This window comes from Vibrio hepatarius (genome assembly GCF_043642085.1).
Lineage (GTDB): Bacteria > Pseudomonadota > Gammaproteobacteria > Enterobacterales > Vibrionaceae > Vibrio > Vibrio hepatarius_C.
In genome coordinates this window covers 247,293-262,821 of sequence record NZ_JBHZSA010000001.1, presented here as the reverse complement: position 1 = coordinate 262,821, position 15,529 = coordinate 247,293, and the positions used below count along the sequence as shown (strand labels likewise).

The window sequence follows — 15,529 nt, the reverse complement described above, 5'->3', positions numbered from 1 at the left end:
AACTTGGTACACTCTGTCCCAATAACCTCATGAATAAGTATAAGACTATGCCTGTGTCACTTGACCCACTTAAAGCATCTCAATACCAAGCTTTCTCTGTTCTTGTTGTAGACGATGAAATCGGTATGCAGACCATTCTAAACAAAGCATTAAGCAAATGGTTCGCGAAAGTAGATTGTGCAGGGAGTATAGAAGAAGCGGAAGCGCTTCGTCTTACCAATCACTATGACCTGATCGTTTTGGATATTAACCTTCCAGGTCGTTCGGGGATTGAGTGGGAAGAAGCGTTCAATGACCAGGATAAGAAAGCCGATGTGATTTTTATGACTGGCTACGCCGATCTTGAAACTGCGATTTCTGCATTAAAGCTGGGCGCATCTGACTTCATTCTAAAGCCGTTCAATCTCGACCAAATGCTGCGAGCGGTACAACGTTGCATGGATAAGCGTCTTGAGCAAAGACATCAGCTTGCGCTTAAGCACGAATTTAAGCGTCACATCAAAACAGAAATTGTCGGTGGGTCAGAAAAAACCAAACAGCTTAAGCAGTTAATTACTCAGTTCGCGCCTTCTAGAGCCTCAGTGTTAGTGGAAGGTGAGTCGGGTACAGGTAAAGAGCTGGTTGCGCGCGGCGTGCATGAAGCCAGTGGAAGAAATGGACCGTTTGTTCCAATCAACTGTGGAGCCATTGCGCCAGAGCTTTTAGAAAGTGAGTTGTTTGGTCACACAGCCGGCGCATTTACCGGCGCAAAGAAAAGTCGCGAAGGTCTGTTCAGAGTCGCGAGTGGTGGCACCTTGTTCCTCGATGAAATTGGTGAAATGCCGTTAAGTATGCAGTCGGCACTATTGCGAGTATTGGAGCAACGGACAATTAGACCTGTCGGTAGCGAGAAAGAAGTCACGGTCGATGTGCGTGTCGTAGCGGCGACCAACCGTAATCTCCAAGAAGAAGTAAACAAAGGCAACTTTAGATCGGATCTTTATTATCGCTTAAACGTGCTGAAGATTGATGTTGCGCCACTTAAAGAGCGTAAGGCCGATCTTATTGAGCTAGTTCCATTCTTTACCAAAATGCTGATTTCAGAGCTTGGCATGCCGGACCCTAAGTGGGCTCATGAAGACATCCATGCAATGAACGACTATGACTGGCCGGGCAATATTCGCGAACTTAAAAACCTGATTGAGCGCTGTATCTTACTCGGTAAGCCGCCGGCTCATTACTGGCGTGAAGTCAACGGTGAGCACCTTAAGCCTTCGATTACCATGACGGTATCGAGTGGTGCTGAGCTGATTGAAATAAACGATGGCGTAACATCATCCGGCTACCCAAATACTTGGGCATTGAAAGAGGTCGAAAGGGCGCACATCGAACAATTAGTCGATTTCCATGATGGCAATAAATCGGCCGCAGCCAGAGACTTAGGCGTTGCACGCAAAACATTAGAGCGCAAGTACAAAGAGTGGGACAGCGAGGGCTCTAGCTATGCCGACTAGTACGACGTTGTGGGGGAAATGGCGATATCGATTCAAGACCATGGTTCGATATCGACTCATGTTTCTAACGTCTGCGCCGATTTTTCTCACCCTGATCGCTTTGATCGGTATTACTGTCTATTGGTCGATTCACTACACCTGGCAAAGTGCATTGTTGGATGTTTCAGAGCGCTTAGGCGTTGCAGAAAACAGCATTGAGTTAATTCAAGAAAAGCAGGCGAACCATGTTAAAGCGTTTGCTGATTCCTATGAATTCATTACCCATGTCAGGAGTAAGAAACCAGACGAAGCAGAATTGCAACAATGGGTTGCCGAGCAGAGACATCGTTATAAGCTCGATTTTCTACGCTTTCACCGCGTCGATACGATCGAAAACAAGTTCCGCTTCTTGGATTTGACGCGTAAAGAGTCGTTTTTCGATGTTCTTACTGCCGAGGAGCTTAAAGAGCTCAGCCAAGATTTAACCATACGCGCTCAAACCCCGATCTTAGATGGCAATCAAGTTGAAGGGCGAGGTTTAGTCAGTCGCACCGTCATCCCTATCTACAATGAAACCAATGATCTGATTGGTTTCTTAGACGGCGGGTTGCTGCTAAATAACAGTACATCGCTGGTCGATACCATTCGTGACTTGATCTATCCATCAAAAGGAGACAGCCTGCGCCCAGTCGGCACACTGACGGTGTTCTTAGATGATCTTCGTGTCAGTACTAACGTTCCGCTTAATAGTGAAGTTAGACAGGGCCGCGCTATTGGTACGCGAGTTTCGCAAGAAGTAAAACAGGCGGTTTTGGTTGAAGGGCAAGAGTGGGTAAATCTAGCATTTGTTTATGATGCTTGGTACATCACCGCGTATAAGCCGCTTCACGACCAGTATGATAACGTTATTGGTATGCTGTATACCGGCTATCTTCTGTGGCCGTTTGTGACCACTTATATGACCAACATCGCTGAGGTGTCGATAACAACGCTTTTTCTATTGTTGATATCGAGTCTGCTAGTGTATCGCGGTTCTCGCGATCTGTTTGTACCGATAGAACACATCCATCGTGTGGTGAAGATGATTCAACTTGGCAAAGAGACGCGAATTGGCCATTTAGGTTTAGATGAAAACCATGAACTGGCGATGCTAGCGAAGCAATTCGATAATATGCTCGACCTGCTTAAACAGCGCAAAAATGAGCTACAGAAAGCAGCTGAGGGCCTTGAATGTAAGGTTCAAGACCGAACCGCGAGCTTAAAAGAGAAAACCGAAGAACTTGAGCTTCATATTCAGTTATTGAACCAGACCAGAGATAAACTGGTTATCAGTGAGAAACTCGCGGCATTAGGTGAATTAACCGCAGGCATTGCCCATGAGATCAATAACCCTACGGCGGTGATCCTTGGTAATGTTGAATTGATTCAGTTCGAGCTAGGAGAGGACTCTAAAAGGGTAACAGAGGAAATTGAAGCGATTCACGCGCAGATCGACCGTATTCGAAATATCACCCGTAGCTTACTCCAATACAGTCGCCAAGGCGGTGTACAAGATGAGATCACTTGGCAGCACGTTAACCCAATTATTGAGGAAAGTGTGACCTTAGTGAAAACCGGTGCGAAGAAGCGGGACATTAGTTTTGAAACCCAGCTTAACGCTCACACCTGTGTCGAGGTCAATCGCCATCAATTGTTGCAGATACTCGTCAACCTACAGATGAATGGTATCCATGCAATGCAAGGTAAAGGTCGATTACTCATTTCAAGCGAAGATTGGATTGAAGACGGTAAGAACCAAGGTGCGATCATCCACGTTCAAGATGAAGGGTGTGGAATCAAAGAAGAAAACCTTAAGCGAATCTTCTCTCCGTTTTATACCACTAAGCGAGAAGGTACTGGGCTTGGACTATCTGTCTCTCAAAGTATCTTAAGTCAATCAGGTGGGGAACTGAAGGCCTCTTCAGAGTGGGGCAAAGGAAGTGTATTTAGCATCTATTTACCGGAGCGCACTGAGAACGAGTTAAAGATAACAAACCTTTAAGCAAGGAATCGAGCAAATAAAAAAGCGGCCAAACATGATAGTTTGGCCGTTGGTTATGAGGTAAGAGTGCGCTTAGTGGGCGAGCACAGCGATCTTCGGTGGGCTAATGTTATGCTTCTTAAACTCTTTCATCACCCTCAGGGTAATGTCGGTCTCAAACAACTTCTCATAGGCTGTATCAACCACATAAGCCTTACACGTTAACTGAATCGCTAGGTAGTTATCAGTAATAGTTTGCTTGACCAATACGGTTACAGGCTTTGGCAAGTGAATATAGCGACTCGATGAGGCTGCTTCTTGGATTAAGTCACGCGCAAGGGTGATGTCTTCATCCATTCCCACGTAAAACGGAATCACCACCTGCATATCAAGTGCGCCATAGTTGCCACTGACGGTAACTTCACTTAAGAACTTGTTGTTTGGAATAGTGATGATGTCGTCGTTAAGTGTCCGCATACGTACTGAACGCAGACCGATAGCAATAATATCTCCGTAGTTACCTTCAAACGTGACGCGGTCACCAACCTGAAACGGTCGATCAACCATTACCGTCATGCCAGCGATGAAGGATGCCGCTAGGTCTTTTAATGCGAAACCGACCGATACAGCCAGCGTACCGCCAATCAGAGCCAATATTTGGTCGTTGATGCGGAAACTCATCATAAACACCAGAATACCGGCACTCATGTAAATGAAGAACTGCATGAATGATTGCAGCTTCTGTAGCAACATTCGGTACTGAGCAAACTGGCTACCGATACTCTCAACCATTGAGTTGATAAACTTGAGCAGTAACCAAGTTGCCGCGATCACCAAGAAAGAGAAGAACACGCCACTCCAACGAATCAAACTGGCGATTTGAGTAATGTTATCGACATTAGCCATCTCTTCCGTTGCTAGCGCGGGAAGGGCGATAAACGATGACAAAATAACGAGTAGAAAACGAATCATATTATTTCACCAGTAAGTGTTGACGGTCGAGTACATTAGTAATGTGGCGGAACCAATGATCAGAGATACGAGCTTTATCTTCTGACCACTCAATATAGCCTCGGCTTTGGAAGTATCTTAACGTACCAGTTATCTCTGCAATGGTGAGCTGAGTACAGTCAGACAATACTTCTGGAGAAGCAATCTCCAACTGAACAATCGAGCGCAAAACAGCAAGCATTGGCTTAGGCATTTTTTCGAGCTCTTGCGATTCAGGCGCTTTAAACAAACGCACGTAAACTTGTTCAGTTTCTTTATCTTTATTTAGAGAGAAACGGAAAAAGCGCAACGCTACGGTAGGGTTCCCATCAGAGTAATGCCAAAGAATACGGTAGAAGCCCTGCTTGGCACGCTCTTCTTCTGTGCACTCTTCTTGGTCCCATTGCTTCGGTACCATTAATCCGTCAAACGAGAGACGATAGTCGTCGGTTTGATTGATGCGCGTGTCGAGCAGTTGGCCAACTTGTTTTTCAGTCCAGCGAGGTAAGAAGCTAACTAAATCGAATAACAGGCGCTCACCGCGTGCGCGATCGACAAAGCGCCAGCTCGCTTTCTCAATACCAAACACTACGCGGTGATTCTTACGTGAACGACGCAGTAAGTTGGCAATACGGATAAGTTCGGCCAACCCACCAACCATCGGCTTAACCAGTCGCTGAGTATTATCAATCGCAATGAGGTAAGTGGTGTCACTTTTACGCAAATGAGCCAAGATTTGAATCTCGGTGGCATCTTCTTCTAGACCAATACTTACCGCAAGGTGAACCAATAATTCTTTATAACCTGCATAAGGACAGCTCAAATAAATTGGCTCAGCATTTTTCACTCGGTTAAGCAAAGAGCGTAGGGCAGTTGTCGTACCGGCGCCACGTTCACCAGAGAGGACACAAACTGCAGGGCTGTCCGTTAGCAGGTATTGAGATAGCTGTTTGATCTCATCAGTGGCGTAATCGATCAATTCACTGTCTGCATTGCCAGGAAGCACATACTTAAATGTCGCATCACCACGAACTCGACTCAACTTTTCTTGGTTACTGTGGCTATTGGTCTGTTTAGCCACTTCAATTCTAAACAGGTATGCCAGTGCTTGACTAAAGAAGCTAAAGCTCGAAAGCGCACCAACAATCTTGTGTTTTAGTACATGGACCGACAACCAAACGATGCTAATCGCAGTGGCGACAATATTGAGTAGGAATGTATCTTTGCGGCTGATTGCCCACTGAACCCATACTGGACGTTCAGGAATATGCGCAACGGTTTCAAACACTTTTGTTCGCCAAAGGCGTAGGACTGAAACAGTAACCAAGACAAACCAAAAGAACAGAGCGCTGTATATCCAATAATAAATAGTGCCTTTACCAAGGGTACGCATTGATATTTGCAAGATCACGCCAGCGACAATAATGCTCCATACGTAACGACGGATGGTTGAAAGGCGTAAAGCAATAACTTCAGGGCTGGTAGTGCGGCTGTGGCGATAAGTCAGCTCTAGAATAAAACTGACTGCAATCGAGCCACCAAGAATCCACCAAGTAAAGATCTCTAGGAATATTAGGTGTTGAAGACTTGGGATACCGGACAGCACGCGCAAGGAAAGCGTGATACCGATTAGCCAAGCAATGGCGCGGTTGGCACTACTAATGTACCAAACGACACGTACCCAGAAAGGAGGCTTATTCGAGTTTTCGACAAACGAAGATTTAAATAGTGCGATCAGGCGGCGGTTATTAGCTAGCCACCAAACCAAGACAAAATAGATGAATAGAACCTTCAGCGCGGCCCAGATAACAGGAACAGGTGAAATTAGAAGGTCATTAATCAAAGATTTAAAGCTACGAATCTGAAAATGGAATAGGTATTCGCCATTTAGCTTAGTTAACTGCAGTTCGCGTTTAAATTGCGTCACACCGTACGGACCAAAGCCCGTTAGTTTTTCGCGTATCGCATTGTCGGTTAGCTCAAGTAGGCGCTGCTTACTTTGGGCCAAACTATTTAATGTCAGATAACTTGATTCCACTTCAAACCAAGTTTTATCGTTGCCGGATTTGCGGTAAGAGGCTAAATGCTGATCAAACGAAACGCGCTGTTTGTCTTGCTCTTGCAAAACCGCGTTTAACAACAGTGAAACCTTACGGTGATCCTTTGACGTCATAAACAGAGGATCTGGAATCTGGTTTACTTCATCTGCTATGTCACTGGCGACAGATTTAGCTTCTGGCACTGGCTGGAAGTCATAATCCCAGCTGGCATAAGAAAAACTAGAGATGAGTAGAGAAAAAATTACACATAAGCGTGTTATGGAACGCATAGAAATCTCTTAAATCTTATGAGGTTAGAGTTAGTTTAGCGACTTTCATACGAAAAGCGAACGATCGCTGGCAAAATATAAGCGCACAGCCTAATAGTCTTACACATAAGAATCGTCAGTGTAGTGTCATGAATCTATCGTAAAACAATGCTTGAAGTTAGGCGCGGTAAACAGTAGTGTGGCGCGGTTTTTCATATTAAATAGGTAACGACATTGATTTCCACTAACAACATCACACAACAATTTGGTGCTAAGCCACTGTTTGAAAACATTTCAGTTAAGTTTGGTGAAGGTAACCGTTACGGCCTGATCGGTGCGAACGGCTGTGGTAAATCTACGTTCATGAAAATTCTAAGCGGTGAGCTAGAGCCGACGGGTGGTAATGTAAGTTACGATCCTAATGAACGTGTCGCTAAGCTAAACCAGGATCAGTTCGCCTACGAAGAGTTCACGGTAATCGACACGGTTATCATGGGTTACAAAGAGCTATGGAAAGTTAAACAAGAGCGTGACCGCATTTACTCTCTACCAGAGATGAGTGAAGAAGAAGGCATGCTAGTGGCTGATCTAGAAGTTCAGTTCGCAGAAATGGACGGTTACATGGCTGATTCTAAAGCAGGAGAACTGCTTCTTGCTGTAGGTATCCCAGAAGAGCAGCACTACGGCCTAATGAGTGAAGTTGCACCTGGTTGGAAACTGCGTGTTCTACTTGCTCAAGTCCTGTTTGCTGACCCGCACATCATGCTTCTTGACGAACCAACCAACAACTTGGATATGGATACTATCCGTTGGTTGGAAGATACGTTAAACCAGCGTAACTGCACCATGATCATCATCTCGCACGACCGTCACTTCTTAAACTCAGTATGTACGCACATGGCTGACCTTGACTATGGTGAGCTGCGCGTTTACCACGGTAACTATGATGAGTACATGACAGCGGCTTCACAAGTTCGTGAGCGTCTATTGTCTGACAATGCTAAGAAGAAAGCACAAATTGCTGAGCTGCAAACGTTCGTGGCGCGTTTCTCTGCAAACGCATCAAAAGCGAAACAGGCGACATCTCGTGCTAAACAGATCGATAAGATTCAGCTTGATGAAGTTAAAGCGTCAAGCCGTCAAAACCCATTCATCCGTTTTGAGCAGTCTAAAGAACTGTTCCGTAACGCACTAGTAGTAGAAAACCTAAGCCAAGGTTTTGAAGGCGATCTATTCAGCAAGTTCGATGCGATTTTCGAAGTGGGTGAGCGCGTGGCAATCATCGGTGAGAACGGCGTGGGTAAAACGACACTACTAAATACACTGTCTGGCGCTCTAGAGCCTCGTACAGGTGAATACAAGTGGTCAGAAAACTCTAACATTGGTTACTATGCTCAAGACCATGCTCATGATTTTGAAGAAGACATGAACCTGATGGATTGGATGGGTCAATGGCGCCAAGAGGGTGATGACGAGCAAGTACTGCGTAGCTTCTTAGGTCGCATGTTGTTCTCTCAAGACGACATCAAGAAGTCTGTAAAAGTACTGTCTGGTGGTGAGCAAGGTCGTATGCTTCTAGGTAAGATTCAGATGCACAAGCCAAACATGCTGCTAATGGACGAACCAACCAACCACATGGACATGGAATCGATCGAATCTTTGAACAACGCACTTGAGCAATACAAAGGCACACTGTTCTTCGTTTCTCACGACCGCGTATTCGTAGACTCTCTAGCAACACGTATTCTAGAAATCAAAGATGGCCAGATTCACGACTTCCGCGGCACATACGCTGAGTTCCTAAAAGCGCGTGGTATCGCAGGTTAATCTACCTGTAATTATTTGATATAAAAAAGAGCCTCCTAGTGAGGCTCTTTTTGTTTTTAAGCTCGATTTAGTATTTAAACTGCGAAACGATATTAGCCAATTTGTGGCTAACCCCTGATACTTGTTCGCTGCACCTTACAGAGCCTGATACGACTTCATACGTGTCTCCAGCAAGGTGCGCGATTTGAGTTATGTTTCTGTCGATCTCAGCAGAAACCATCGATTGCTCTTCAGATGCCGTTGCTATCTGAGTGTTCATATCAAACATTTCACTGATTTGAGCACTGATGCTCTCTATCGCTGTCACGACATTCTCGGTATTGGCATTGGTTCCTTTTGCTTGAGCTAGGCTGTCGGACATCATGGCAACCGCTTCGTTAACACCATTGGTTAACGCAGTCACCGTTGATTCAATTTGGTGCGTTGAGGTATTCGTCATTTGAGAAAGCTGTCTTACCTCATCTGCTACAACAGCAAAGCCGCGGCCACTTTCTCCTGCGCGCGCAGCCTCTATCGCAGCATTGAGAGCGAGTAGGTTGGTTTGCTCTGCGATTCCCTGAATGGTCGAAACGACGTTGTGGATCTCTCGGCTTTGCACTTCAAGACGCTCAATTTGGTTCTGAGAATTCTCTATCGATAGTGATAGCGAGGAAATCTCATCTCTCGTTGAGTGGGTGACACCCAAAGCATTATTCGCTTCGTTTTTCATCCGTTCAGCATTTTGCGCGGCGGATTCGATGTTGGCAGTAATCTCATTACTGGTCATAACTAATTCATTCACAGCGGTTGCAACAGATTCTGACTCAGCTTTTTGCTGCTCGGCATTACTCATACTCTTAGTGGCTGCTTGTTCAGAGCTGCAGGAGCTCTCACTGAGTACATTCATCACTTGAGCAAGGTCTTTGATATGCACATGTAATTGGCTGATGAAACTATCAAAGGAATGTGCAAGCTGCGCTAATTCATCACTGCCTTTGGCATTCATACGCACCGTTAAGTCACCGTCACCGGAGGCAATATCGCGCATTAATACGTTTATTGCTCTAATGCGCTTCAGGATACTTCTACCAATTAAAAACAGCAGTAACGACAACAGAGTCACCATGGTAACGCCGATGATTTGTAGTTGTTGTTTGACACTGTCTGTCGCGCTCGTTACCTCACTAACTATCTCACCTTGTAAAGCGGCGATAGACTCCTCAGTCTTATGGACATTATTACGTAATTTCCCGCGTAATCCTTCATTAGGGGATAAGCCAAGAAGAAGGTTCGCTTGTTTCAGCGCCTCTGCTTGTTGGCGGTAGGTTTGGAAATAATTGCTAATCGTAGGGTGCTCAATCAACTGCAAAGAGAAGTTCACCAGAGCATTTTTAAACGTCTCTTGGTTGTCAGTCGTTGGATCACTTAAGTAGCGATAGTCTGCTTCCATCAATTCAAATAAAGTGACTTTCAATGGCAGGTTTTGTAGCTGGATCGTTTTAGCTTTTAACTCACTGCGCGCAGTTGCCAGTAAAGATACGTAACTGTCACTATTACCTTCAATACGCTTAGTTTGCGCGACAAGGGCATGGAACTGTTGCTGGTATTGCAGCAATGTCTCGGTGATCTGGCTAGTCGACTGAGCAAACTCAAGTTCATGTGAAGCGAGCTGAGCAGATAGGGCATTGAGCCTATTTTCCAACTCATCAAATGTTTGATCGAAACGCTGAGGGTATTTGTCATCTTTGCGAGCTAGAAAATCTTTTTCATGCCGTCTAAGCATTAATAAGTCGATGCCGCTCGATAGGTTCTCTGAAGAGGCTTTTTCTAATGATTGCAGTCTTTGCAGACTGAGGTGTTCATAGTACCCGTAAGCACCAACAAAAAGTAGTAATGCAAGATTAATGAGAACCAGCTTTGCCCTTATTGATAAAGTAAAGCCATGTGTTTTTGTCGTGCTTGGATTTTCATCCATGAACACCTCCCTAGAAGCCAATGTCAACGTTGCTAGTTGATGAGTGTGTCATTTGTATGAATATTATGTGACACATATAAAACTAATAGTATATGAATGAGGTATTGCAAGAAGTTGAATAAAAAACGCACCGATAGCGGTGCGTTAGAATTGAATGATTGGGAGGAGGGTTATTGATTACCCTTAACGTCGAATTCGATTTTTTCGGCACCAGTAAACACTTGAAAGCGTAGACCTTTAGCTCGCGCAATCGTGGTAATACCAAATTTCTCAGCCAGATCTAAACCCATTTGAGTTACCCCAGAACGAGACAGAAGGACTGGAATACCCATTTGCGCTACTTTGATCACCATTTCAGAGGTTAAACGCCCGGTGGTATAGAAAATTTTGTCTTCACCAGTTTGTTGGTTAAGCCACATTTCACCTGCCAGTGTATCAACAGCATTGTGGCGGCCTACATCCTCAACGAACGAGAGCACTTCATTGTCACGGCATACCGCACAGCCATGAACCGCACCGGCCTTTTTATAGGTTTCGTTATAGTGGGTTAATGCTTCAAGTGCAGAGTAGATCTCTGACTGTTTAATTTGGATTTGTGGTACTTGGTAGTTCTCCAGTTGCTTCATCACGTTGCCGTACATAGTGCCTTGACCACAACCGGAAGTGACCGTTTTCTTTTTAAGTGCAGATTCAACTTGTTGAGTGTCTTCTTTAGTAATAACGGCGGCTGAGTGAGTTTCCCAATCGATAATGACAGACTCTAAAGAATCAGGATCTGAAATAAAGCTTTGGTTTTTCAAATAACCTAAAACCAGTGACTCAGGACGGGAGCCTAAAGTCATCAAGGTCACCACTTCTTTCCAGTTAAGCATAACGGTTAAAGGGCGTTCACAAGCGATCTGTTTGGTCAGCTTTTCACCATATTCGTCGAAGACAACCACTTCGAGCGTCTGGAGAGGGTTTTCACTGGTTTTGATTATGTTTGGTTTAACCACGACGTATCCTATTCGATCTATCAGTATTATTTTTGCTACACGTTTCTTGCAAATAACGTTCCTATTACGGGAAAGCTCTAAGTTTAACTATCTCTTGTCACAAAGTTGACGAACATGCACTAAGTTGAAATTAGGTAAAGGCTAAGTGTTTGGGTACAAATATTGCTTTGTGATGTGAACTATTTGCGAGAACTCGATTAGCCGAAACAACTTAATATCAAATTTCAAGCTGGTGAACCATGTCGAAACAAGAAACTGTGAGCCCAAAACTACACAAATCAGAAGAACTTTGGTCCATTGATTGTCAATTAGTCTCTCATGAGATTGCGACAGGGTTATGGACCACAACTCAATGGCAATTAAAGGGCTTTGAACTACAGCCTTCAGAGCTAAATGAATCGGTCGCGTTACTTCAACTGCATAGAGACGAGCGAACCGACTACCGTTTCAACCTCAGTTCTGCTCAGCCTAAGTTATTTTTAGTTTTAGATAATGTAGATAGTGATGAGCAACCAAACATCGTAACGCTGACAGCCTCTCAAAGTGTTGCTGGTCAGTATATGGATGGTGATTACCTAGTGCTTTCCAATGATATGCCTTTGGCTGTTCAAGCTTGGATGGAAGCCTTTATCGGCCGCCACGGAGAGCTATTAGAACAGAGACGTAAAAAGAGAAAAGGTGCGGGGCGCGCAAGTGGCAACTAGTTTTTTAAGCCGTTGGTCGAAAAGAAAGCTTGAAGGTGATGAAGCCGAACAACTAAGTGAGCCTGTTGAAGCAGCGGCGCCTGCCGTTGAAGATGTAGAAAGTATTGAAGACTTTCCAGTTGTAGAGTCAGCAGAGTACACAACAGCGATTGAAAGCACAGATACACTAGAGTCTGAAGGCAGTGTTGCGGCATTACTCGCGTCAGAAGCTGAGTCGGCGGTTAAGAAGGTGGCACTAAGAAAATTGTTTCTCTCGGGCGAGTTTAGCACGGTTGATGGTCTTAATGATTATGATCATGACTATAAAGCCGTTAAGAGCTTATCAACTGAAGTGGCAAGCAAGTTGCGTGACTGGATGAATGCCGACGAAGAAGAGCAAGAAGAACAGGTAATTGAAGAGCCCTTGGCACAGAATGAAGAGGACGCTGTCGCTGAAGTCGAACAGGCACCGATCACTAGCGGTGATGTACATAATGATCAAGATGGCCAAGTGGGACAAAATATACCACACAAAAAATAGGTACATTTTGACTAATCAATCAACTAACGGGGTGGGACAATTTGTCTCACCCCGTTTTTTTGTCGCATAGAACTTTTAAAACACTCACTAAGATACTGATTTTATGAGTATAAAAAGTTGGTACAGCATTTGCTAATACTCGCCTAAGTGAATATTCCGTTTCTAACTGGAACTGAGCAATGCTAAAACAACTATTACAACAATCTGATTCTGTAAATGGTAAAGCCCGTCTTTACGCATTTGAGAATACCGTTGAGCTGACAAATCTAATCCCACCAACAGTAAGCTACGAAAGTGGTGGTAATACGTTGATCGTTGGACCTACTTCAATTATTGAAAGTGCGGCGCATCAATTAGAGCAAATGAAAAGTGTCACGCTACTGTCTACTGATGGGGAGAAGGGCGAACATAGTAATTTGTACTACGCGAGCTCAGTTCAAGTATCTGGTTTTCTAGGTACGTTCACCGTAATCACTGCGAATAATGGGATAGAAAGCAATCTCGCTAAGGTTGCGCTAAATCATGACTGTTTCGATATCGTTTTAGATTTATGTCTAAACAGCTGTATGAATGAAGAAGTGCCTGTCCCTGGTTATTACCCAGTTGGTCGTGGATATCCAAAGCTCGCTGAGGCACTTGAAGAAATCCCTACCTTGATGGGCACGTTTGATAAGCCAAAATTCTTCCGCCTTGATACTGACTTATGTGCACATAGCTCACGCGGAGTGAAAGGCTGTGATCGTTGTGTCGATGCGTGTCCGGCTGGCGCACTATCAAGTGAAGGTAATGCTAAAACAGGGCATAGAATCGAGATCAATCCTTATCTATGTCAAGGCGTTGGTACTTGTGCCACGGCTTGTCCTACTGAAGCGATTCATTACGCACTGCCAAATCCGCAAGATACGCAAAAGTTTATCGAACGCACGCTAGCGAATTATGAAGCAGAAGGCGGCATTAATCCTATCGTGCTTATTTGTAGCTCACGTCATGAGTCTTACAATGTTATGGCCCTTAAAGCGTTGCCTGATAACGTCATTCCCCTTGTGGTAGAAGAACTTCCATCTGTTGGGATCGATTCTTGGTTTGCTGCTTTAGCGAATGGCGCGACGCAAGTGTTATTTGCAGCCAGCCGATTTATGCCTCAAACCATTCAACGAGTCCTTAATAGTGAAGTCGCGGTTGCTCAAGAGCTTCTGACTCAATTGGGTATCACAAAAGAAACCATCGATATTTTATACCTTGAATCGCTACGTGAGGGTGCTCCAACTCTGTGTACAGAGTCGTTTGATTTGGCACTTGGTGATTTAGAGGGCAACAAACGTCAACGTCTGTTTACGTCACTTGATGCGCTTGCTCAATCACGTATTCCCGTCGAAAACATTGTCGAGCTGCCGACCAATGCGCCATACGGCACCATTAGCTGTGAAAGCAAAGACTGTACGTTATGTATGAGTTGTGTGGCGGTATGTCCGACACGTGCACTACATACTGATGGAGCTTCGCCTTCACTTCAGTTTATCGAACAAGACTGTATTCAATGTGGCCTTTGTACTAAGGCTTGTCCGGAACAAGTTCTTAGCATGACACCGCGTATGAATTGGGACAAAGCCAGCCGTCAGCAAGCACAAATCATTCACCAAGAAAAAGCAGCAGAGTGTGTTCGTTGTCATAAGCCATTCGCTCCACAGTCAATGATTGACATGCTGCAAAGTAAGTTACGTGGTCACTCTCATTTCGCTGATGAATCGGCGCTAAATCGCATTGCCATGTGTGAAGACTGCCGAGTGGTGGACATGTTTGAGTCAATGGCTGAAGACCCAACGAAACAACTGAATTACTAAGGCGAACTATATCAATGGACAATCAACAACAAACCATTCGCGCTGACATTTACTTGCTGCTTTCGACATTGTTTCGTCAGCAACCAACCAATGAGTTGATCGCGTTTCTATCAGAACTAGAAACCGAGCAGAGTGAAAGTGCAATGCAGCAAGCTTGGAACCAGCTTAAGCAAGCGGCTATTGAGAGTCAGCCACAAGCACTTGCAGATGAATACCAAGAGCTCTTTATCGGTATTGGTCGCGGAGAAGTTGTGCCATTTGCTTCTTGGCATTTAACCGGTTCGTTAATGGAGAAGCCACTTGCGTCTATCCGTCATGATCTAGCACTACTTGGTTTAGAGCGCGAAGAGCAAGTTAAAGAACCAGAAGATCATTTCTCAGCATTGTGCGAAGTAATGTCGGTTCTAACAGGAGAAGAAGAGGAGCTTCAGCAGGTTTTCTTCAACAAACACCTTGGCACTTGGTTTGAGTCTTTAACTAAGCAAGTTAAGAACGCGAAAAATGCAAACTTCTATCGCGCAGTTGCAGACCTTACTCAAGCGTTTATGGCGTTAGAGCAGGTGCGTTTCAGTGCCAATACTGCAAGCAGCAAAACCAAATTAAAAATTGATGTGAAAAATGTCACTGAGTACGAGCAAGCTCAGAAATAGCATCTCACGTCGATAGCAATACCTACTAAAAGGGTAAGGAAGCAATAATGAAAGATAATAAAGAGTTAAACCAAAGCCGTAGGGACCTTCTCAAAGGCTTGACGACTGCAGCAGTTGCTGGAGCCGTAGTCGCTGGAACAACAAAAGTGGCTAGCGCTTCAGAGTCTGTAGCACCGAAACAAGACGTTAAGAAAACGGGTTACCACGAAACTCAACACATTCGTGACTACTACGAAACGCTATAGGAG

Annotated in this window: 12 protein-coding genes; 8 read left to right on the top strand and 4 right to left on the bottom strand. The window is 44.7% G+C overall.

Annotation, left to right across the window (positions count from 1 at the left end):
• Positions 1-47: 47 nt before the first annotated feature.
• A complete protein-coding gene (locus tag ACHUFZ_RS01195; RefSeq protein WP_394125511.1) occupies positions 48-1,493 on the top strand; it encodes a sigma-54-dependent transcriptional regulator in 1,446 nt (481 codons plus the stop codon).
• Positions 1,483-3,513 carry a sensor histidine kinase gene (locus ACHUFZ_RS01190; RefSeq protein ID WP_394125510.1) on the top strand — a complete coding sequence of 677 codons (2,031 nt, stop codon included), beginning with the start codon at positions 1,483-1,485 and terminating at the stop codon, positions 3,511-3,513. Before ACHUFZ_RS01195 ends, ACHUFZ_RS01190 begins: the two co-directional genes overlap by 11 nt.
• A gap of 72 nt (positions 3,514-3,585) precedes the next feature.
• Here ACHUFZ_RS01190 and ACHUFZ_RS01185 read toward each other — a convergent pair whose 3' ends face one another.
• Entirely contained in the window at positions 3,586-4,464 is an 879-nt protein-coding gene (locus ACHUFZ_RS01185; RefSeq protein ID WP_134834774.1) for a mechanosensitive ion channel family protein, read from the bottom strand.
• 1 nt (position 4,465) lies between these two features.
• Positions 4,466-6,811, bottom strand: coding sequence for an ATP-binding protein (locus tag ACHUFZ_RS01180; protein WP_394125509.1), 2,346 nt, complete (start codon positions 6,809-6,811; stop codon positions 4,466-4,468).
• A gap of 213 nt (positions 6,812-7,024) precedes the next feature.
• Between ACHUFZ_RS01180 and ACHUFZ_RS01175 the strand changes: the two genes are divergently transcribed.
• Positions 7,025-8,617 (top strand): ABC-F family ATPase, encoded by a 1,593-nt coding sequence (locus tag ACHUFZ_RS01175; protein WP_394125508.1) that lies wholly within the window; start codon positions 7,025-7,027, stop codon positions 8,615-8,617.
• Positions 8,618-8,684: 67 nt separating this feature from the next.
• Here ACHUFZ_RS01175 and ACHUFZ_RS01170 read toward each other — a convergent pair whose 3' ends face one another.
• Both ACHUFZ_RS01170 and fdhD read right to left on the bottom strand, forming a co-directional pair.
• Positions 8,685-10,571 (bottom strand): methyl-accepting chemotaxis protein, encoded by a 1,887-nt coding sequence (locus ACHUFZ_RS01170; RefSeq protein WP_394125507.1) that lies wholly within the window; start codon positions 10,569-10,571, stop codon positions 8,685-8,687.
• A 170-nt stretch (positions 10,572-10,741) separates the two neighbouring features.
• Positions 10,742-11,566, bottom strand: a complete 825-nt coding sequence (fdhD, locus tag ACHUFZ_RS01165) for a formate dehydrogenase accessory sulfurtransferase FdhD (protein WP_394125506.1) — start codon at positions 11,564-11,566, stop codon at positions 10,742-10,744.
• 239 nt (positions 11,567-11,805) lie between these two features.
• Between fdhD and ACHUFZ_RS01160 the strand changes: the two genes are divergently transcribed.
• The 5 genes from ACHUFZ_RS01160 (at position 11,806) to ACHUFZ_RS01140 (ending at position 15,526) form a co-directional block, all read left to right on the top strand.
• On the top strand, positions 11,806-12,270 hold the full coding sequence (locus ACHUFZ_RS01160; protein WP_134834769.1) for a DUF3305 domain-containing protein: 465 nt from the start codon (positions 11,806-11,808) through the stop codon (positions 12,268-12,270).
• Positions 12,260-12,790: a DUF3306 domain-containing protein gene (locus ACHUFZ_RS01155; protein WP_394125505.1), complete on the top strand. Its 531-nt coding sequence runs from the start codon at positions 12,260-12,262 to the stop codon at positions 12,788-12,790. Before ACHUFZ_RS01160 ends, ACHUFZ_RS01155 begins: the two co-directional genes overlap by 11 nt.
• A 179-nt stretch (positions 12,791-12,969) precedes the next feature.
• Positions 12,970-14,631, top strand: a complete 1,662-nt coding sequence (locus tag ACHUFZ_RS01150) for a 4Fe-4S dicluster domain-containing protein (RefSeq protein ID WP_394125504.1) — start codon at positions 12,970-12,972, stop codon at positions 14,629-14,631.
• A gap of 14 nt (positions 14,632-14,645) precedes the next feature.
• Positions 14,646-15,281, top strand: coding sequence for a TorD/DmsD family molecular chaperone (locus tag ACHUFZ_RS01145; protein ID WP_394125503.1), 636 nt, complete (start codon positions 14,646-14,648; stop codon positions 15,279-15,281).
• Between the two features lie 47 nt (positions 15,282-15,328).
• Entirely contained in the window at positions 15,329-15,526 is a 198-nt protein-coding gene (locus tag ACHUFZ_RS01140) for a twin-arginine translocation signal domain-containing protein (protein ID WP_004414078.1), read from the top strand.
• Positions 15,527-15,529: the final 3 nt, after the last annotated feature.